Annotated in this window: 23 protein-coding genes; 10 read left to right on the top strand and 13 right to left on the bottom strand. The window is 65.0% G+C overall.

The window, feature by feature from the left end; all coding sequences use genetic code 11:
• Positions 1 to 32 precede the first annotated feature (32 nt).
• The 5 genes from VB738_RS02685 to VB738_RS02665 are packed head-to-tail and all read left to right on the top strand — an operon-like array spanning position 33 to position 3,125.
• A complete protein-coding gene (locus tag VB738_RS02685; RefSeq protein ID WP_323304272.1) occupies positions 33 to 536 on the top strand; it encodes a DMT family transporter in 504 nt (167 codons plus the stop codon).
• Entirely contained in the window at positions 533 to 982 is a 450-nt protein-coding gene (locus VB738_RS02680) for a DMT family transporter (RefSeq protein WP_254971955.1), read from the top strand. The genes VB738_RS02685 and VB738_RS02680 overlap by 4 nt, the downstream gene beginning before the upstream one ends.
• A complete protein-coding gene (locus tag VB738_RS02675) occupies positions 975 to 2,129 on the top strand; it encodes an MFS transporter (protein WP_323304271.1) in 1,155 nt (384 codons plus the stop codon). The genes VB738_RS02680 and VB738_RS02675 overlap by 8 nt, the downstream gene beginning before the upstream one ends.
• A complete protein-coding gene (locus tag VB738_RS02670; RefSeq protein WP_323304270.1) occupies positions 2,101 to 2,544 on the top strand; it encodes a VOC family protein in 444 nt (147 codons plus the stop codon). Before VB738_RS02675 ends, VB738_RS02670 begins: the two co-directional genes overlap by 29 nt.
• Entirely contained in the window at positions 2,541 to 3,125 is a 585-nt protein-coding gene (locus VB738_RS02665) for a DUF1349 domain-containing protein (RefSeq protein ID WP_323304269.1), read from the top strand. The genes VB738_RS02670 and VB738_RS02665 overlap by 4 nt, the downstream gene beginning before the upstream one ends.
• Here the strand turns inward: VB738_RS02665 and VB738_RS02660 are convergent.
• From VB738_RS02660 to VB738_RS02620, 10 genes are all read right to left on the bottom strand, one after another.
• Positions 3,101 to 3,565, bottom strand: coding sequence for an AAC(3)-I family aminoglycoside N-acetyltransferase (locus VB738_RS02660; protein ID WP_323304268.1), 465 nt, complete (start codon positions 3,563 to 3,565; stop codon positions 3,101 to 3,103). The two genes, VB738_RS02665 and VB738_RS02660, sit on opposite strands and share 25 nt — an antisense overlap.
• A complete protein-coding gene (locus tag VB738_RS02655; RefSeq protein WP_323304267.1) occupies positions 3,562 to 3,978 on the bottom strand; it encodes a DUF3592 domain-containing protein in 417 nt (138 codons plus the stop codon). Before VB738_RS02655 ends, VB738_RS02660 begins: the two co-directional genes overlap by 4 nt.
• 415 nt (positions 3,979 to 4,393) lie before the next feature.
• On the bottom strand, positions 4,394 to 4,915 hold the full coding sequence (locus VB738_RS02650) for a GNAT family N-acetyltransferase (RefSeq protein ID WP_323304266.1): 522 nt from the start codon (positions 4,913 to 4,915) through the stop codon (positions 4,394 to 4,396).
• 102 nt (positions 4,916 to 5,017) lie between these two features.
• Positions 5,018 to 5,386: a bleomycin resistance protein gene (locus VB738_RS16425; protein ID WP_416233139.1), complete on the bottom strand. Its 369-nt coding sequence runs from the start codon at positions 5,384 to 5,386 to the stop codon at positions 5,018 to 5,020.
• A 131-nt stretch (positions 5,387 to 5,517) separates the two neighbouring features.
• Entirely contained in the window at positions 5,518 to 5,916 is a 399-nt protein-coding gene (locus VB738_RS02645) for a YybH family protein (protein ID WP_323304265.1), read from the bottom strand.
• Between the two features lie 427 nt (positions 5,917 to 6,343).
• Positions 6,344 to 7,060, bottom strand: a complete 717-nt coding sequence (locus tag VB738_RS02640) for a GIY-YIG nuclease family protein (protein ID WP_323304264.1) — start codon at positions 7,058 to 7,060, stop codon at positions 6,344 to 6,346.
• 182 nt (positions 7,061 to 7,242) lie between these two features.
• Positions 7,243 to 8,130 (bottom strand): hypothetical protein, encoded by an 888-nt coding sequence (locus VB738_RS02635; RefSeq protein WP_323304263.1) that lies wholly within the window; start codon positions 8,128 to 8,130, stop codon positions 7,243 to 7,245.
• A gap of 120 nt (positions 8,131 to 8,250) precedes the next feature.
• A complete protein-coding gene (locus VB738_RS02630) occupies positions 8,251 to 9,129 on the bottom strand; it encodes a hypothetical protein (RefSeq protein ID WP_323304262.1) in 879 nt (292 codons plus the stop codon).
• A 111-nt stretch (positions 9,130 to 9,240) separates the two neighbouring features.
• On the bottom strand, positions 9,241 to 9,867 hold the full coding sequence (locus tag VB738_RS02625) for a transglutaminase family protein (RefSeq protein WP_323304261.1): 627 nt from the start codon (positions 9,865 to 9,867) through the stop codon (positions 9,241 to 9,243).
• A gap of 262 nt (positions 9,868 to 10,129) precedes the next feature.
• Complete coding sequence (locus tag VB738_RS02620) at positions 10,130 to 11,101, bottom strand: integron integrase (RefSeq protein ID WP_323304260.1); 972 nt, start codon at positions 11,099 to 11,101, stop codon at positions 10,130 to 10,132.
• Between the two features lie 102 nt (positions 11,102 to 11,203).
• On the opposite strand from VB738_RS02620, the gene VB738_RS02615 reads away from it, so the two are divergent.
• From VB738_RS02615 to VB738_RS02595, 5 genes are all read left to right on the top strand, one after another.
• Positions 11,204 to 11,458, top strand: a complete 255-nt coding sequence (locus VB738_RS02615) for a type II toxin-antitoxin system prevent-host-death family antitoxin (RefSeq protein ID WP_323304259.1) — start codon at positions 11,204 to 11,206, stop codon at positions 11,456 to 11,458.
• Positions 11,442 to 11,843, top strand: coding sequence for a type II toxin-antitoxin system VapC family toxin (locus tag VB738_RS02610; RefSeq protein ID WP_323304258.1), 402 nt, complete (start codon positions 11,442 to 11,444; stop codon positions 11,841 to 11,843). The genes VB738_RS02615 and VB738_RS02610 overlap by 17 nt, the downstream gene beginning before the upstream one ends.
• A complete protein-coding gene (locus tag VB738_RS02605; protein ID WP_323304257.1) occupies positions 11,840 to 12,745 on the top strand; it encodes a GNAT family N-acetyltransferase in 906 nt (301 codons plus the stop codon). The genes VB738_RS02610 and VB738_RS02605 overlap by 4 nt, the downstream gene beginning before the upstream one ends.
• A gap of 249 nt (positions 12,746 to 12,994) precedes the next feature.
• Positions 12,995 to 13,327, top strand: coding sequence for a type II toxin-antitoxin system HicB family antitoxin (locus tag VB738_RS02600; protein ID WP_323304256.1), 333 nt, complete (start codon positions 12,995 to 12,997; stop codon positions 13,325 to 13,327).
• 117 nt (positions 13,328 to 13,444) lie between these two features.
• Positions 13,445 to 14,200 (top strand): phytochelatin synthase family protein, encoded by a 756-nt coding sequence (locus tag VB738_RS02595; RefSeq protein WP_323304255.1) that lies wholly within the window; start codon positions 13,445 to 13,447, stop codon positions 14,198 to 14,200.
• Here VB738_RS02595 and VB738_RS02590 read toward each other — a convergent pair.
• Genes VB738_RS02590 through purL form a run of 3 tightly spaced genes read right to left on the bottom strand, consistent with a single transcriptional unit; the run spans position 14,133 to position 19,140 of the window.
• A complete protein-coding gene (locus VB738_RS02590; protein ID WP_323304254.1) occupies positions 14,133 to 15,218 on the bottom strand; it encodes a glycosyltransferase family 4 protein in 1,086 nt (361 codons plus the stop codon). The genes VB738_RS02595 and VB738_RS02590 overlap by 68 nt on opposite strands.
• A gap of 20 nt (positions 15,219 to 15,238) precedes the next feature.
• The gene (purF, locus tag VB738_RS02585) at positions 15,239 to 16,771 is read right to left on the bottom strand and encodes an amidophosphoribosyltransferase (protein ID WP_323304253.1); all 1,533 of its coding nucleotides are present in this window, start codon (positions 16,769 to 16,771) and stop codon (positions 15,239 to 15,241) included.
• Positions 16,771 to 19,140 (bottom strand): phosphoribosylformylglycinamidine synthase subunit PurL, encoded by a 2,370-nt coding sequence (gene purL, locus VB738_RS02580; protein WP_323304252.1) that lies wholly within the window; start codon positions 19,138 to 19,140, stop codon positions 16,771 to 16,773. The genes purF and purL overlap by 1 nt, the downstream gene beginning before the upstream one ends.

Genomic DNA, 19,140 nt, shown 5'->3' with positions numbered 1-19,140 from the left:
CCTAGCTTCGGATCAAGTCTCTTGATGTCGAGATGTCTTGCCTGTCCCTGCACCGCTCGCGGGCGCCCGTCGTCCCCGTCTCCTCGGCCTTGGCGATCGCCCTGGCCCTGCTGGCCGGTGCCCTGCTGCCGGTGCAGGCGGCCATGAACGCCCGGCTGGCCCAGTCGCTCCAGTCCGTTCCCCTCGCCGCCCTCCACTCCTACCTGCTGGGTTCGCTCACCCTGATCGGGCTGCTGCTCAGCGGCCTGCTGCCGGCCCCCGACTGGCGGGCGATCGGCACGGCGCCACGCTGGACCCTGCTGGCCGGGGTGCTCGGCGCCTGGTACGTGAGCTCCAGCACCCTGGTGATCCCCCGTCTCGGCGCCACCCTCACCCTCGGGCTGGTGGTGGCCGGCCAGGCGGTCGCCGGCCTCGTGATGGATCACCACGGCTGGCTGGGGGTGCGCCGCCAGCGCCTCGGCACCCGGGGCTGGGCGGCGATGGCGCTGTTCCTGGCGGCCATGGTCCTGCTCACCCAGTCGGGGGGTGGGCGATGAACCCCCTCTCCGCCGTGCTCTGTGCCTTCTCGGCGGGCAGCCTGCTGTCGCTGGGCGGGGCCGCCAATGCGCGCCTGGGCGGCACGCTGCGCTCCGCCGTGGCCGCCGCCACGGTCAACTTCCTGGTGGGTGCCGCCGCCCTCGGGCTGCTGCTGGGCCTGGGGGGTTTCCGTGCCGGCCCCATCGAGCGGCTCGCCGCTGTCCCGCCCTGGGCCCTGGGCGGCGGCATGCTCGGCGCCCTCTACGTCACCCTCTCCACCCTGGTGATTCCCCGGCTCGGGCTCACCGCCACCACCATGACGGTGGTCTGCAGCCAGCTGGTCGGCTCGCTGCTGATCGACCACTGGGGCTGGCTGGGGGTCCCCCAGCAGCCGAACGGGCCCGCCCGCTGGCTGGCGGTGCTGCTGCTGCTGGTCGCCGTCGCCTTGCGCCGCCGTGATGGCTGACACAGCGAGCGACCTGCGGATGGGGGTGGCCTGCGCCGCCTTTGTGGTGATCGGCGCGGTGGAGGCGGCCCTCGGCGTGCTGGTGCCCTCCCTGCTGGACACCTTCACGCTGAGCACCGGATCGGTGACGCTGCTGCTGGTCAGCCAGATCGTTGGCTATCTGCTGGCGGCCCTGCTGAACGGCGTGGTGAGCAGCCGGCTGGGGCTGGACCAGCTGCTGCTGGTGGCCTTCACGCTGCTGGCCTCGGCCCTGCTGCTCTACGCCCTCACCCCCCGCTGGGACCTGATGGTGGCCACGGGACTGGTAGTGGGCCTGGGCATCGGCCTGGTCGACGCCGGCCTCAACACGGCCGTGGCGCAGCACGCGGCCGGCGCCCGGCTGATCGGCCCGCTGCATGGCTTCTACGGCGTCGGCGCCGTCACGGGGCCGGCGATCGCCACCACCGTGCTGGCCCTGGGGGGCGGCTGGCGCCAGGTGTATCTGGTGCTGGCCGGCCTGGGCGGCCTGGTGCTGCTACGGCTCTGGCAGCAACGGCGGGCCGGCCCGGGGCCGCGTCCCGCCGGGGCCGCCGGCGGCGACTGGCGGGTGCTGGGGCAGGCCCTGCGGCGGCCGGCCGTGGGGCTGTGCGGGCTGGTGCTGCTGGCGGCGGTGGGCCTCGAGGCCTCGATCGGCACCTGGGCCTTCAGCGTTCAGCACCTGGGCCGCTCCCAGGCGGCGGTGGCAGCCGGCATCGGCGTCAGTCTCTACTGGCTGGGGCTGACGGCGGGCCGCTTCGGTTTCGGCGGGCTGGTGGGGCGGCTGGGGGTGATCCGGTGGATCAGCGGCTCGCTGGCCCTGCTGCTGGCGGCCCTGATCGGCTGGTCCGGTGGGGCCGCGCCCTGGCTCGCCCTGCCGCTGGCGGGGTTCGGCCTGGCCGGGATCTTTCCCGCCACGATCCTGCTGATCCCGCGGCGCCTGCCCGTCGCCCTGGTGCCGGCCGCCGTCGGCCTGGCCACCAGTGCCGCCAGCGCCGGTGCGGTGGCCGTGCCCAGCTCGCTGGGCTGGATCGCCGCTGACCTGGGGCTGGCCGCCGTGCCCGCCCTGCTGATCCCCGTGGGGCTGGCCCTGGCCGGCCTCCATGTCCTTCTCCTGCCTCGCCATGGTTGACATCGGACTGACCCATGTGGCCCTGCCCGTCACGGATCTGGAGCGGAGCCTGGCCTTTTATGCCACCTACACCGGCCTGCGTCCCGTCCACCGGCGGGACAGCGGCACGGGGCTGCGCGTCGCCTGGATCGGCGATGGCACCCGGCCCTTCGTCGTGGTGCTGATCGAGAGCGGCGTAGTGGAGGCGCCGTTGCGGCCTCTGGGCCATCTCGGGGTGGGCTGCGCCAGTCCGGAGCGACTGCTGGAGCTCTGCGCAATGGCCCGCAGCGAGGGGGTGCTGATCGCAGAGCCGCGGGACGATGGCCCGCCCGTGGGGCTCTGGGCCTTCCTGAGGGATCCCGACGGCCACACCCTGGAGCTCTCCTACGGCCAGGAGATCGGCCTGGCCACCACCCCCACCCCTGAGACACCATGAACCTCGACAACGACCTGCAGTGGCTGAACGAACCGCCGCGATGGGAACGGGAGGCCGCCACCGGCCGCCTGCGGCTCTGGCCGGCGGGCCGCACCGACTTCTGGCAGCGCACCCACTACGGCTTCGAGGCCGACAACGGCCATGCCCTGCTGCGGGAGATGGACGGTGATGGGCTGCTCACCTGCCGGGTGACGGCCCATCCGCGCCACCGCTACGACCAAGCCGGACTGCTGCTGCGGCTGTCGCCGGCCTGCTGGATCAAGACCTCGGTGGAATTCGAACCGGACGGCCCCAACCGGCTCGGCGCAGTGGTGACCAACGCCCAGGCCTCCGACTGGTCGACCCAGCCCCTGGCCCGGGAGATCCGCACGGTGTGGTTCCGGCTGCGCCGCGAGGGCCGCGATGTGATCGCCGACGCCAGCCTGGATGGGGAGGACTGGCAGCAACTGCGGATGGCCCGGCTGCAGGAGCTGGGCGAGACGGGACCGGCACAGGTGGGGCTGTATGCCTGCAGCCCCACGGCGGCGGGATTCCAGGCGGAATTCGATCTCGTCGCCTACGCGCCGGGAAGAATGTCGTAGTGCATGACGTCTTCCCGGGTGCCGAGCTTGGTGTAGAGCGCGACCGCTGGGTCATCGCCGTAGTCGGCCTGGACGTAGATCACATGGATGCCGCGCTGCTGGGCGATGCGCCTGATGGTGTTGATGAGTGCGGTGGCGATGCCCTGGCGCCTGAACTCCTCCGCGACGGCCAGGTCGTAGATGTAGAACTCGCTGCGCTCCTGCTCAAACTTGAGAAGGACGTAACCGGCCAGGCCGCCGACCATCTGGTCTGCCGCGAAGGCGGCGACAGCGATGAAGGTGTCGCTGGCCAGGAGCCTGGTGAGGTAGGCGTCACTGGGTTGATGGTGGAGGTAGGACTCGGGGTCGTCGAAGGCGTCGCTGAAGAGGCCCAGCATCTGACGAAGCGCCGGGGCATCCGTGGGGCCGAGGACCCGGATCGAAGCGGGGCGGTGGCTCATCGCAGAACCAGATAGACAGCGAGGACCAGGAAGCCGACACCAAACGACAACCAATAGGGCCAATCCGACGGAGCGGTGTTGTCGAGGACGGCGGATGCCGGATGGCGTGGGTTGTAGTAGACCCTGACCCTGCTTCCCTGGGGGTAGGGCTTGATGACCGACTCCATCGCCGCACGGCTGACGCCGTAGCCGGAGAACGAAGCGCGGAAGCCAACGTAGATTTGGCCGCCAACTTCATAGTGATAGCGAAGAATGGGCTTGGTCGTTTCCAGGCGGGCGTCGTCCACGCGAGATTCGGTGACGCGACCCATGACGCTGGGCCACTGCCGGCACTGCTGGGAGCGCAGCTTCAACCACACAGACAACCACACCAGGGCGGCGCCTGCGAGGAGCGAGAACGCAGCGAACACCATGGGTACAGATGCGAAGCCAGCTCTTGAGGTTACGCAGTAGCGGGTTACGCCGTACTGCCTGGAGCAGACGGGATGCAGCTGGCTACCTCGGCCAGAGCGTCGCAGGGACCATCGAGCGGCACCGCTCTCGGGCAGAGCTTCTGAAGCAAGGCGAGAACGTGATTGACGTTGAGCGGATCCATCGACCCCCAGCGCATGGGCGACCAGAAACGCAGCAAGAATCCCGCGCGGCGCGTTGCTGATGAGATCCGAGCCTGACCATGTCCAGAACTCCTGAAAGGCGACGCCTAGTGGGATGCCATTCGCGTGTAGGGGCTGTGAACCGCTCTTGCGGTGAGTTTCGAGTCGCTCGTGGTTCATCGTCAATCGCCACTAATCTGCCTAACGTTTGCTTCTGCTGCTGCAGCAAGCGGCGTCATACCGCACCCAAGTCGGCGCGCCCGCTGAGCGGCCGGGCGTACACGAGGAACTCTCGGGTTCCTTCGCGGAAGTCGCGGCTCGGCACCCGCTCGAACTGGAGCCGGTGGTAGAGGCGCTGGGCGGTGGTCATCGCGGCTTGCGTCCACAGCCAGGCAACGGTGGAGCGCTGCGCCTCAGGGGCGTCGAGGAGGGCGGTGACCAACGCTTCGCCGACGCCACGACCGCGGGCATCGGCTCGCACGGCCAAGAGATGCACCTCGAGCTCATGTGCGGCGGCGATCCGGCACGCGGGCCCGCCACCGGGGACGAGGGTGACGGTGCCGAGCAGCGTGCCCGACGCATCGTGTGCGCCGAACGTGAACCCACGCGCATGGACCGCGTCCGCTCGGAAGAGCGCGGTGGCGCGGGCCGCCTCCGTGAAGCCGGCGGGGACGTAGGCGTCGTGGAGCAGTTGCTCAAGCGCCGCGTCGTGGCGCGGGCTGCGGACAAGCGGCTGGATAATGAACTCGTCGATCACGCGCGTCGGTAAAACGTTCGAGTGAACCGGCCGGCCGTAGCGGGTCCGGTGGTTCAACGAGGGGTTAGGCGGCGCTGTGTCCGGCAAGGCGTGCACCTGGCCTTAGATGACTTGGCCAATGCGCAGGAGATTGCCGTCAGGATCGACGATGGCAAACTCTCGGAGACCCCACGGCTTGTCTTCGAGTCTGTCCATGCGTGGGATACCTGTGCGTGGTAACCCAAGGGCTGAGCACGCTTTGTAGAAAGTATCTACGTCTTGGACTCTGATATAGCAGCCAGATGAGGACTCTGCAGGTTGGAGATCCATGTGCGTGAAGAAATGCAGTTCGACTGCACCACGCCTGAAGATAGCGTAATCGCTGTTGAAGGGGTGCGCTCCGCCTTCGAAGCCGAGTCGTCGATAGAACTCTGTAGTCGAGGCGACTGATCGAGATGGCAGCGTAGGGATGGCGAGATCGTAGTTCTGCATCGTGGTGGGACTCTCTTTGTTTGCGCCGCCTAACGCTCAAGATCAGAAGCGGGCAGTGGCTTTGGCATTGGCGACACTATCCGCTCCCGTCTTCTGTATCTTGATGTTATGCGCCTGCGCGAGCACATTGTTCACGAATGCACGTAGGGCTTTGACACATGCTGATGCTCAACCACCCATGAGCCATCGACCTTTCTCAAGCAGAATGTCGCCCGCACCAAATCCTGAAACGTTCTCCCGTCCGGCAACGTGCCACCGCAGCGTATGAAGCTATGGGCGAAAGCGGCATCGTTACCAGCAGTGATGGTCAGATTCTCAAGATTGAACACAGCTTCTCCCTCTGCGTCTGGCTGCCACTCGTCCCAACTGCGTCTGTATGATTCAGCACTCTCGTACTTCATTGGAGGCAAAACATCGAAGATCACCAAGTTCGCTGAGTTTTGCTTCAGGATTTCATCCCTTCGGCTTAGCCTTGTTGCAGCAGCACATTCTTCGAGTACGGTGCGAACTTCGGCATCAGCTGTTGTCATCGTTGGATCTTCAGATGGGTATGCCTTTCAGGCGCATAACGTTAGCTTCTGCTGCGGACACTCTAATAGAATGCTCAGGTTGTACCTGCGCCATCGCATCCGTAGCCGTCAGCAGCAAGCGTTGATATGCGTTGGGCGCCCAGTGCAGGATGGACGTGTCGCGACCAGCAGGAGCCTACGTACCGACTGGAGTTATGAACCCAACGATGGTCCCCTCGGGCGCCTGCACGTACGCGACCGTTTGGCCCCACGGCATTGTTCGTGGTGGAGTAAGTGATAGGGCCCCTGAGTCGAGCGCACGCTGAAAGGCAGCGTCCACGTCATCCGCCCAGAAAGCGAGCTCCGCACCACGAACGCTCCAGATCAGAAGCGGGTAGAGCTCTCAGCGTAGACCCCATCCTCAGCTCCCGTCTTCTGTATCTGGATGTTATGCGTGAGCTTCTGCTATGACAGGATGACCTAGAACAAATTCAATAATTGAAAGCACGTCCTCTGCCGAAGTGATAAACCATTCAACGCCAGGTGAACTCTCACTCCATTGGTTCCTGAGGGTGAGAACGCCATGAAGGACGCTTTCAAGAGTCCTAGAATCGTTAGTACGATAGACAAGCCCAATTTCTGGTCGTTCAGGCATTCCTGTTGACTGACATGAGATTCTAAGTCTTGCGCTTGAGTCTGTCCTTCCTATTTTGCAAAGCCACTTGTCTTGGCTGATAGAATGTGCGGCTGCTTTGTATGCAGGATAGTAATAGAGATAGATTGTCTCGTCGCCCTCACCCAGAAGCAGTAATGGCTGAAAGGCCTGGGTTTCCTCTTCGTCAACCTCGCCAGCGTGAGCTACATCGTCTTTCGACTCACCTGATTGCTCGCCTTCCACGCCCCTAGAAATTCTCCACCATCCTGTTGATGGATTCTCGGCGTCCTTATTCGCTTTGAGATTGTCTAGTGCTTTTTTGACAGTCCGCGAAAGATCAGCAGCCTGGCAGGGGAATCCTCCATGTTGAGCATGATACTTTTCCACGTAATCTACGATCTGGCTTCTTTTGAGCTGTTGCCCTGCAAGCTGCGATTTTGCAATGTACTCTACGACAGCTGCAGTTAGTGGCACTCCCTTGTACCTATAGCTTTCTTCATCTTGAATCATTGTGGCAGCTCCCTGGGAGATACAAATGCTAGCCAGCTGTAGTTGCTACGCATAACGCTGCCCCTGAGTGGCAGGCAGGGAGTTTGGGGTGGCGCAGCAGAGAGCTTGCGGTGGCCTGTCCACTCGAGGGGCTTGTTCGAAAGTCTTCCCTAACTGGACTGCATTCTATAGCATTATTCTTGTCAGGAATATGAGGTTCTTTCCACTCTGCTTCCTGTATACCATATTTCACTAGCTCTACCTATCCAGCCCCTTGGCAGTGGGTTGCGTGCCATGAAGTTATGAGCGATAGTCATTTCCTCCCTTGGATCATCGGGAATCCAGTTCTGAGGAAGACAGGCATAAGGAACGGCACTTACGTCTTCAAGTTCTTTGGTTAGAAAACTGCCAAGGCTGACTTCGCTTCCGGATCGTTTATGAGTCGTGAGCTTAGAGGTATAGCCGTCTTCCATAACTCTCAGGGTTCGAGCATCAAGCTGAACATAAGCTGTTCCAATCCCATAAAATGCCTGCACTAGCCTTGGCGGATTTGCTTCAGAGACTGCCATTGGTATATCTCTTGAGTTTAAAGCGATCACAAAGGGAAGGGATGAATCAATTAGGCCATTCTCTAACCAGCAGCGGTAGCGCTTCTGCTTCTCTCTTACTGCTGAAAGATATCTCAGGATTATGTCACCATGAGGCACCCAGAAGACATCCTTGTCTGGTTCCTCAATCTTATCTGTTCCATTGCCTCCAGTTGGAGCAACGCATTCGACGTAAAGCAAAGGCGCATCATCCCCGTCAATAACAACTATGTCTGGTCCAGTGTCATCGCTCCTAAGTAGGCATCCTGAATGTAGCAGTGCCAAGGTTGTCGCCATCTCCCAATACCGCTGAATGAAGTTCGTCTTGATCTCACGGAGAAAATGCTTGTCTGCATAAGGATGGTATTTTCCCCACATTGCTTCTAATCTATCTTTGTCACCACGAAGATACTCGCTATCGCGAATAGCTGCATAGATTGGATGATACTCGGTAATGTCTGTATCCGTGAATAAGTCATCCATTGACTGCCACGCAATGATCATGTCCTAGGTTACTCATCACTTGGCCTTCTCTGATCTTTCGAACGCTTGCCATCACCTGGCCGCAGTGAGTAACGGCTGCATAAGAAGGCCTTGAGGAGGCGGCCCAGGTGAATGGCAATGTTATACGCCCAGCATGGTGATGCCTTGTGTAATGTCGTATATTGCAGACTTTAGGACTTGCAATGATATCTTTGCCGTGCCTTCCCTAGGGCTAAATCCAACGCTCATCTGCTCAAACGGATGGATGTAGTTTCGAAAGTCACGCAGTGTGTGACTAAACTTCTTTGTATCGTGCTCAATTAACTTAAGTTCGGCCGCGACATCAATCAAAGCATTCAAATTCCACTGATGAAACTTCATAGGCCTTCCATCTGAGTCTTTGGGGGATGCTTGGGCTTGATTGAAATGGCGTGGATGCTTTCCCGCAATGCCAAGCAATAGGCCTTCTAAGGTGCTACCAGCTAGTATAAGTACAGCCAGATATGCGCCAGACTGGAAGCATCGTTCAATCTCTTTAACCCGCTCATTAAGAACATCAACCAAGCCTCCCTCAAGTCCAAGCGCATCAATGGATAAATTAGAAAACTCGCGCTTGAGGAACTGATCTTCTTCGTTCACCTCAGCTTTAACAGTGTTGGTCGCAGCCTGATTCTTATCAACACGCACAAACCGAAGATCGGCTCCCTCTCTCACAACTTTCCAGCTGTCAAAAGCCAGATACTGGTTGAACTCCTCCAGTAGCCGATCAAGATTGTCAAACTGGCCGACAAAGTTAACCGGAGCGAATACTGCGCGTATGCATTGGTCAATCCCAGGAGTTCCGTTTAGCCTGGCAAGCCTTTCATCGGTGTATGCCCATCGCGACGGGAAGCCTTGGCCATAGTTGTCACTAAATCCAAGGCTGTTAAAAAACTGCACAAGTTTCGGCCCTGACCTATATTCAGTCTCCTCGTTTATTAGTTGTCGTAGCTTTTCGAGTGTCTTCTGATTGAGAATCATTTTAGTGGAGCCTTGGCGAGCACTCTAGTGCGTATAACGTCAGAGTTGAGCGGTTGCAGATAACCTCGAACTCAGCACCCAGATCTCTCGTCGATCCGCTCCAACGCCGTGTTAGCTGGCTGGCGCATACTCGTTATCTGTTACAAGACCATAATTTTTTGCAGATTCCAACGAAACATCTGGAAGACTACGAAGAAAATTATCCCATGTAACCTGCGTGTGCAACGCCTCTACAATTATCCCAAGAGGATCGGCAAGAATTGTCTGAAAATCCGCCTCTTCAGGAAGCTGAACTTTGTACGCTAACTGCTCGTGAGGTGGACTGAACTGAGCATTGATCCCTGCTTTATTGCCTCTGGCATCAACCCGATACCAACCAATTTCAGGTAGATAGATCGCATTGAAACCGTGCAAACAGTACGGCGCACCTTTATCATCAATACTCAATCGCTGATAACAAAATCCTGCCGGGATCTGGTTTGCCCGCAGCAAGGCTGCCAGCAAGTGGCTTTTAGCGAAACAATAGCCTGTCTTATACTTGAGAACGTCAGAAGCGCAACAGGTTAGTGGGTTCATCTGATAATCAACACTGTGACAGATTTCATCTCGCACCCACTCAAAACATGCTTTTGCGATCACCATTGGTGTCTCAAACTTCAATGCGATCTGTTTGGCACGTTCCATAACTTCTGGATGCTGCCAGTCGATGATTTCACTAACCTTCAAATACTCTTTCATATCAATTGGACAAATATTGCGCTTTCAACTTTAAGCACCTTACCAGTAATTCCAAACTGCTGCCACCACCTGAAGCCGAAGCCAGCTAACGCTAAATGGGCGGACCCGGTTAAAGCGTCCATGCTTCAACCCCCATCAGCCTAAACCAGTTAAGGCATGTGTGTAGAAGACCTTGATCCACAGCCTGACGGCAAACGATGCCGGGCTCATCCAGCCACAGGTCCCAAGCCTTAGGCGGACCCGCAGAAGACCGTTCAGTGGGCTACAGCAAGTCGGCCGGACTGCTGACGCCTAGGGGCCCGCGGTTCAGCACATGGGTGTAGATCATGGTTGTCTGCACATCCTGATGCCCCAGCAGTTCCTGGATCGTGCGGATGTCCTGGCCCCGCTCCAGCAGGTGGGTGGCAAACGAATGGCGAAAGGTGTGCGGTGTCGCCGGCTTGATGATCCCCGCCGCCAGCACCGCCCGCCGCACAGCCTTCTGGATCAGGCTGGGATCGAGATGGTGCCGGCCCTGCTCTCCGCTGGCTGGATCGCGCCAGCGTTGCCGCTGCGGAAACACCCACTGCCAGCCCCATTCCGCGGCAGCGTTGGGGTACTTCCTTGCCAGCGCTTGGGGCAGCGACACACGGCCGCAGCCCTCGGCAAGATCCTGACGATGCACCTCCCGCACGGCAACCAGATGTGCCTGTAGCTGCTGGCCCACACTGGTGGGAAGCAGGGTGCGGCGATCCTTGCCGCCCTTGCCGTCGCGCACCGCTAGGTCATGCCGGTGGAAGTCGAGATCGTGCACCCTCAGCCGGAGGGCTTCCATCAGCCGCAGGCCACTCCCATAGAGCAACCCGGCCACCAGTCCCTCCACGCCGGCCAGCCGCTCCAGCACCGCCCTCACCTCCTGGGGCGTCAGCACCACCGGCAGCCGCCGCCTTGTCCGCGCCCGCACCAGATCTTCCAGCACCAGGTCGTGCCCCAGCAGGTCCCTGTACAGAAACAGCAGCGCCGCCAGCGCCTGGTTCTGGGTGGAGGCGCTCACCTTCCGCTCCACGGCCAGGTAACTCAGAAAGGCATTCACTTCGGTGCTTCCCATCGTCCGAGGGTGTCGCAGGCGGTGAAACCGCAGGAACCGCCGCAGCCACTGCTCATAGGTGTTCACGGTGCGGCGGGCGTAATGGCGCACCTGCAGCTCCTCGCGATAGCGCTGGATCAGGCCGGGGGCGCTGCTGGCGTCAGCCATGGGCTCAAGCGTGTGGGTGGTCTCTTGAGGGTTCCCCAGCCGGGCCCACTCCCCATCCACACGCTCTCTAATCTGTACAGACCCCATGTACAGACGCCCACCATGGCGCGCGTCTCCGTCACCCACCTGCGCCAGAACCTGCCGTCCTGGCTCAAGCGGGTGCAGGCCGGAGAAGCGATTCAGGTCACCTCTCATGGCCGGGTGATTGCCCGCATCGAGCCGGAACAGGACCCGGCCGAGGAGGCCCGCCTCTGGCTGGAAGGGCTGGGCGGCAGCGTCACCCTGGGGGATGTCGTCGCCCCGATCGCCGATGGCGACGCCGATCTCGAAGGCACCGGTGATGCTGACCATCTGTGACACCCATGTGCTGCTGTTCTGGGCCCATGAGCCGGCCCGGCTGTCCCGCCGTGCCGCGGCGGCTCTGGAGCAGGGGCGCGCCCAGGGGCAGCTGGCCATCGCCGACATCAGCCTCTGGGAGCTGGCCCTGCTGCACGAACGCGGACGGCTGACCCTCCCGGAAGCCGTGCCCCCGGCCCTCTACCTGAGCCGCCTGCTCGAAGCGTTGCGGCTGGAGGTGCTGCCGATCACCGCCGAGATCGCCCTGCTCTCCCGTGGCCCCCAGTTCCGCCATGGCGACCCAGCCGATCGCCTCATCGCCGCCACGGCCCTGCAGGGCCGCCGGCCCCTGATCAGCGCCGACGAGAAGCTCCGCGCCATTCCGGAGCTGGAGACGATCTGGTGAACACGCCCGACCGGAGCCGTCCCTCCCCCCTCACCATCCGCCCCCTGCAGAGCGCCGACATCCCCACCATCACGGGCTGGGCCCGCCAGGAGGGCTTCGCGCCGGGGGTGGGCGATGTGGCCATCTACCGCCAGACCGACCGCCAGGGCCTCTGGGTGGGCTGGCTCGGCGACGAGCCGGTGGGGTGCATCGCCGGGGTCCGCTACAACGCCTCCTACGGCTTCATCGGCCTGTTCCTGGTGGTGCCCGCCCAGCGGGGCCGGGGCTACGGGGTGCAGCTGTGGAAGCAGGCGCTGGACCATCTGGCCGACGTGCCCTGCGTCGGCCTGGAGGCCGCCCCCGACCGGATCGACGACTACGCCGGCTGGGGCTTCGCGCCCGCCTCCCCCACCACCCGCTGGCAGCGGCTCCACGCGGGCGAGAAACCAGCCCCGCTAACCGCCGCGCCGGAGCCCCCCTGGTGCCTGTTGGAGGGCGGCGCCATCCCGGCGACCGCCGTGCAGCGCTTCGATGCCGAGCGGGAACCCTCGCCCCGCCCCCACTTCCTGCGCCAGTGGCTACGGCATCCGGCCGGCACGGTGCTGGCCCTGGTGGACCGGGCCGGCGCCTGCCACGGCTTCGGGCGGGTGCGGCCCTGCCTGCTGGCCGACGGCGACGGCTGGCGCCTCGGGCCCCTGGTGGCGGACAGTCCCGCCGCCGCCCGGGCCCTGCTGGAGGGCCTGCTGCAGCGCCATCCCGGCACGGTGCTGATCGATGCCCCCGGCGCCAATGCCGCCGCCGCGCCGCTGCTGGCATCGCTGGGGTTCAGCCCGGCCTCCCGCACGCTGCGCATGTACCGAGGCGTGCCGCCGGCGGTGTCGCTGGCGGACGTGTACGGGCTGGCCTGCCTGGAGCTCGGCTGATTGCTACCCACAAGTGGTACCGTTAATCAGTACCATGCTGGAATGAAGCGGAAGAACCAGCGCACTCTTGAGCTGATCTTTTCCCGACCTGTGAGCGGCAATGTGCCGTGGAGGGACGTTGAAGCGCTGTTTCAGGAGCTGGGTGGGGATGTCACCGAGAGAGCAGGCAGCCGCGTCGCGGTCGTTCTGTTTGGTGAAGTCAGGGTCTTCCATCGACCCCAGCCACCCTGAAGAACACGGAGTGACCCCATGAATCTCATGACAGTGGATGGCTACCAGGCCAAAATTGAATACGACGCGGACACGGATCAATTTCGTGGGGAAATTCTTGGTCTATCTGGAGGAGCCGACTTCTATGGCTCCACTCCGGATGAGCTTCGCCGTGAGTTCAAGAATTCTTTGGAGGTTTTCCTTGAGGTCTGCAAGGAGCAGGGAATCGAGCCCCGTAAACACTTTTCCGGAAGATTCAATCTAAGAATTCCTCCTGAGCTTCACAAGACCCTGGCGATCACTGCGGAAATACAGGGAAAGAGTCTCAACAGGCTCGCCCAGGAAGCACTTCAGAAAAGTGTGACGACATAGACGAGCGGACAGCACAGCATTGGAGTGCACGATCCATCACCGGTTCCGTGCCTGGAGCTCGGCTGATCACGGGCCCGGCAGCCCCACCCCAGCGATGGCTCCCCTACCTTCGATCCCATGCCTTCGCGCTCGACCCTCCCCTTCCCCGGCCTGGTGCTGCTGTCGCTGGCCGTGGCGGCACCGCTGCGGGCGGCCCCCATCCCCCTGATGGAGCCTGCGGGCATGGATCTGCTGGTGGCCAACGGCGCCGCCAGGGCCGACTACGGCCCCCTGGCCGAGCAGTTCCTCACGCAGGCCAACCTCGCCTACTGCGGTGTGGCCAGTGCCGCCATGGTGCTCAACAGCCTGGCCGTGCCCGCCCCGGCCGTGCCGGGCTACGGCCGTTACCGCTTCTGGACCCAGGAGAACGTCTTCGAGGTGCCGGCCGGCAGCCAGGTGGTGAGCGCTGACGTGGTGCGGCGCCAGGGCATGACCCTGGCCGAGCTGGCCGGCCTGCTGGGGGCCCACGGGGTGAAGGCCGAAGCGATCCACGGCGACCAGCTCAGCCTGGAGCAGTTCCGCGCCCTGCTGCGCGCCAACCTCAGCCAGCCCGGCGATCGCCTGCTGGCCAACTACCTGCGGCCGACCCTCGGCCAGGCCGGCGGCGGCCACATCGCCCCGCTGGCCGCCTTCCACGCCCCCTCCGACCGGGTGCTGATCCTCGACGTGGCCCGCTACCGCTACCCCTCGGTGTGGGTCCCGATCGCCGACCTCTGGGCCGCGATCCGCACCCTTGATTCCACCTCCGGCCGCAGCCGCGGCCTGGTCACGATCCGGCGGCTGCCGGGGGCGACACCGCCTCCAGGAAGCGTTCCGCCACCCGGTCCCAGCTGAACGGCCCCACGTGCTCGCGGCCGAAGGCGCGGCAGCGGCCCTGCAGTTCGGGATTGGTGAGCAACTTGAGAAGGGCCTCGGCCAGCGCCGCTGGATCCCGCGGCGGCACCAGCAGGCCGGCCTGGCCATGGGGCACCACCTCGGGAATCGCCGTGGCCTTGGTGCTCACCACCGGCAGCCCGCTGGCCATCGCCTCAAGGAACACGATTCCGAAGCCCTCCTGGATCGACGGCAGGCAAAACACCGCACTGCGCCGGTACCACTCGCGCACGGTCGCGTCGTCGGGCAGGGCCCCCAGCAGCTGCACCACCTTCCCCAGCCCCAGCCGCTCCACCAGCTCCCGCAGCGTCCCGTGCTCCGGCCCGTCGCCGATCACCACCAGTCGGGCGCTCGGCAGCCGCTGCTGCACGCTCTGGAACGCGGTGATCAGATCCCCCACTCGCTTGCGGGGGTACTGGCGCGCCACGCATAGCACCGTGTGGGGCTCGCGGGGGGCGGTGTCCTCGGCCGCCGGGTTCCACAGCCCGGTGTTGATCCCCTCCGGCACCAGCCGCAGCCGGCCGGCCGGCACGCCGTAGTGCTCTTCGATGCGCTCGCAGCAGTAGCGGCTGGTGGAAAGCACCAAAGGCGCCCGGCGGGCGTTGAGGCGCTCCAGCCGCGACAGACCCCAGAGCATCAGCCGCGGCCAACCGCTCTCGCAGCGCGACTCCTCCGCCAGCACCCCCTTGATGCAGCAGACGTAGGGCACAGGGCAGCGGTGCGCCACCCGGAAGCCGTCGATGTCGAAGCCCACCACCAGGTCGTAGCGGCCTGCTGCCGCGGCCAACCGCTTGGGCAGGGTGAGGTTGAACCAGAGGCGGCGCAGCAGCAGATTGCGGGGCCAGGCCCCCTCGGGCACCAGCCGCTCCACCGTGTGGCCCCGGGCGATCAGGGCCCCGGCCAGGCCGCCGATGGCCGCCGCCGTGCCGCTGCCCTCGGCCACGTCCTGCAGCCAGGAATCGAGAAAGGCGATGCGCATGGTGCGGCCGGCCGCCGGGCCTACACCCGCGCCGCCAGGCCGGTGGGCTCGAGCATCAGCTTGCTGTTGCGCACCTCCTCATCCATCTCGATCGGGTACTGGCCGTCGAAGCAGGCGGTACAGAAATGGCTGGAGTTGGCCTGGGCCGCCTCCACCATGCCGGCCTTGGTGAGGTAAGCGAGCGAATCCACCCCCAGGTGCCGCTCGATCTCCTCCAGCGTCAGCCGCGCCGCGATCAGGTGGTCCTGGGTGTCGGTGTCGATGCCGTAGAAGCAGGGGTGGGTGACGGGCGGCGAGCTGATCCGCATGTGCACCTCGGTGGCGCCCGCATCCCGCAGGGCCGCCACCAGCTTGCGGCTGGTGGTGCCGCGGACGATCGAGTCGTCGATCACCACCACCCGCTTGCCGGCGAGCACATCGGGCAGGGGGTTGAGCTTCACCCGGATGCCCGCCTCGCGCATCGCCTGGGTGGGCTGGATGAAGGTGCGGCCCACATAGCGGTTCTTGATCAGGCCGTCGGCGAAGGGGATGCCGCTCACGTGCGAATAACCGATCGCCGCCGGGATGCCGGAATCGGGCACGCCGATGACGATGTCGGCCTCCACGGGCGTTTCCCGGGCCAGCACCTCACCGATCCGCACCCGGTAGCTGTAGAGCGACTCGCCGAAGAAGCGGCTGTCGGGCCGGGCGAAGTAGATCATCTCGAAGACGCACAGCTTGCTGGGCTCCTCGCACCAGCGCTGCCGCTCGGGAATCGGATCGGCCTGGCGGAAGTGGATCAGCTCGCCGGGCTGCACGTCATCCACAAAGCTGGCGCCGATGATGTCGAGGCCGCAGCTCTCACTGCTGGCCACCCACTGGCCCTGCTCCGGTTCCCCCAGCAGGCCGAACACCAGCGGCCGGATGCCGTGGCCGTCCCGCAGGGCGAACAGGCCGTCGGGGGTGCCGATCACCAGGCTGAAGGCGCCGCGGCAGCGGCCGGCGGCTTGGCGGATCGCCGCGTTCCAGCCCAGGCCGGAATCCACCGCCTCCTGCAGCGCGAAGGCGATCAGCTCCGAGTCGGTGGTGGAGGTGAACTCCCCGGCCAGGTGCGCCAGCGAATCCCGCAGCTCCGCCGCGTTCACCAGGTTGCCGTTGTGGGCCAGGGCAAGCGGCCCCAGGCGCGTCATCAGCACCACGGGCTGGGCGTTACAGACCTTGCTGCTGCCGGTGGTGGAATAGCGGTTGTGGCCGATGGCCAGCTGGCCCGGCATCCGCTCCAGCACCTCCTGGTCGAACACCTGGCTCACCAGGCCCATGTCCTTGTGCAGCCGCACCTTGACGTCGTCGAAGACGGCAATGCCGGCCGACTCCTGGCCCCGGTGCTGCAGGGCGTAGAGCCCGAAATAGGTGAGGTTGGCCACCGCCTCTTCGGCGGCCAGCACGGCGAAGACGCCGCAGGCCTCCTCCGGCTTGTCGGGGCGGTCAGGGTCGGTCAGGGAAGCGTGCGCATCGCGGTGATCGGCGAAGGGCACGGGAGGTTCAGACCAAGGACCGGCTTCATCTTGGCCCATTACCTGTCGGGTGGGGGGCCAGCCTTGCCCAGGCGGGCAGGGATCGCCTGCTCGTAGGTGTGGCGCAGCTGCTCCACCGCCAGCGCCAGCAGGGGCTCGCCGCCCCGCGCCACCACCAGGCGGGAATCCGCCGTGACCACCCCCAGGCGCTCGGCCGGCACGGCCTCACCGGCCTCGGCCAGGGCCGCCCGCCAGGCCGCCTCCTGCTCCGGCGCCACGCTCACCAGCACCCGGGCGCCGCCCTCGGCGAACAGCAGCCGGTCGGGGCGCCCCGCGCCGGCGGGCAACTCCAGCGCGGCCCCCAGGCCGGAGGCGATGCAGGCCTCCGCCAGCGCCACCGCCAGGCCGCCATCGGAGAGGTCGTGGGCGGAGCGCACCAGACCGGCGGCGATGGCCTGGCGCAGGAAGCCCTGCACCTGGCCCTCCAGGGCCAGATCCGTCAGCGGCGGGCGACCGGTGAGCCGGCCGTGGACCACCTCCAGGTAGCTGCTGGCCCCCAGTCCCAGGCGTTCGTCGCCGCTCTCCTGCAGCGGCACCCCCAGCAGCCAGATGGCATCACCGGCCTGGCCCCAGGCCAGCCCCGTCACGTGGACCAGGTCGTGCACCAGGCCCACCATGCCCACCACCGGGGTGGGGTGGATCGGCTGCATGCGCCCGTCCGGCAGGCGGGTCTCGTTGTACAGGGAGACGTTGCCGCCGGTGACCGGCGTGGCCAGGGCGCTGCAGGCCGCCGACAGGCCCCGGCAGGCCATCGCCAGCTGCCAATAGCCGGTGGCGGTGTCGGGGGAGGGGAAGTTGAGGTTGTCGGTGACCGCCAGGGGCTCGGCGCCGGCGCAGGAGAGGTTGCGGGCCGCCTCCGCCACCGCCGCCATGGCGCCCCGCTCCGGATCGAGGGCCACCCAGCGGTTGGGGCAGTCGACCGTCGCCGCCACGCCGCGCGTCGCCGCCGCCATCGCCCCCTCCCCCTGCTGGGGCCGCAGTCGCACCACCGCCGCATCGGCACCGCCGGGCAGCACCACCGTGTTGGCCTGGACCTGGTGGTCGTACTGGCGGTACACCCAGCGCTTGCTGGCGATGGTGGGGTCATCGAGCAGGCGCAGCAGCACGTCACCCCAGCCCAGCGCTCCAGCGGCCAGCTCCAGGCCGCCGGCATTCGAGGCCGGCGGCAGCTCGGCTTCGCTCCAGGTCCAGTGGGCCTGGATCTCGGCCGGGGGTTCGGCCAGCAGCTCGTGGTGGTTGATCGGCGTGTCGTCCGCCAGGGCGCTGGCGGGCACCTCGGCCGCCACCGCGCCGTGCTGCAGCACCCTCACCACGTTCTCCTGCAGCACCCGGCCCACCACCGCCGCCTGCAGGCCCCAGCGGCGGAAGCGCTCCATCAGCGGCTCCTCCCGGCCCGCCGCCACCACGAACAGCATCCGCTCCTGGGATTCGCTCAGCAGGAACTCGTAGGCGCTCATGCCGGCCTCACGGGCGGGCACCCGATCCAGATCCAGTTCGATGCCCAGGCCCCCCTTGGCCGCCATCTCCGAGCAGCTGCAGGTGAGGCCGGCGGCGCCCATGTCCTGGGCCGCCACCACATCACCGCTCTGGAAGGCCTCCAGGCAGGCCTCGATCAGCCCCTTCTCCAGGAACGGATCGCCCACCTGCACGGCGGGCCGGTCGTCGAGGGAGGCCTCGGTGAGCTCGGCGGACGCGAAGCTGGCGCCGCCCATGCCGTCACGGCCGGTGGTGCTGCCCACGTAGACCACCGGATTGCCCACGCCCACCGCCCCGGAGCAGACGATGTCGTCGGTCTCCATCAGGCCCAGGGCCATGGCATTCACCAGCGGGTTGCCGCCGTAGCTGGGGTCGAAGGCCACCTCACCCCCCACCGTCGGCACGCCGACGCAGTTGCCGTAGTGGGCGATGCCGGCCACCACCCCCTCCATCAGGCCCACGTTGCGCTCGTCCTCCAGCGGCCCGAAGCGCAGGGCGTTGAGCAGGGCGATCGGGCGCGCCCCCATGGTGAAGATGTCCCGCAGGATGCCCCCCACCCCGGTGGCCGCCCCCTGGAAGGGCTCCACCGCCGAAGGGTGGTTGTGGCTCTCGATCTTGAAGGCCAGCCGCTGGCCCTCGCCCAGGTCGACCACGCCGGCGTTCTCGCCCGGTCCCACCAGGATGCGGGGGCCGGTGGTGGGGAACTGGCCCAGCAGGGGGCGGGAGTTGCGGTAGCAGCAGTGCTCCGACCACATCACCCCGAACATGCCCAGCTCGGCCCGGTTGGGGGCGCGCCCCAGACGGCGCACGATCTCGTCGTAGTCGCCCTGGCTCAGGCCCTCCTTGCGCAGGGCCTCGGGCACCGAGAATGACGGGGTCGAGGCAGAAACCAC

Source organism: Cyanobium gracile UHCC 0139, assembly GCF_034931325.1.
Lineage (GTDB): Bacteria > Cyanobacteriota > Cyanobacteriia > PCC-6307 > Cyanobiaceae > Cyanobium > Cyanobium gracile_B.
This window is presented reverse-complemented; position numbering and strand designations above follow the sequence as displayed.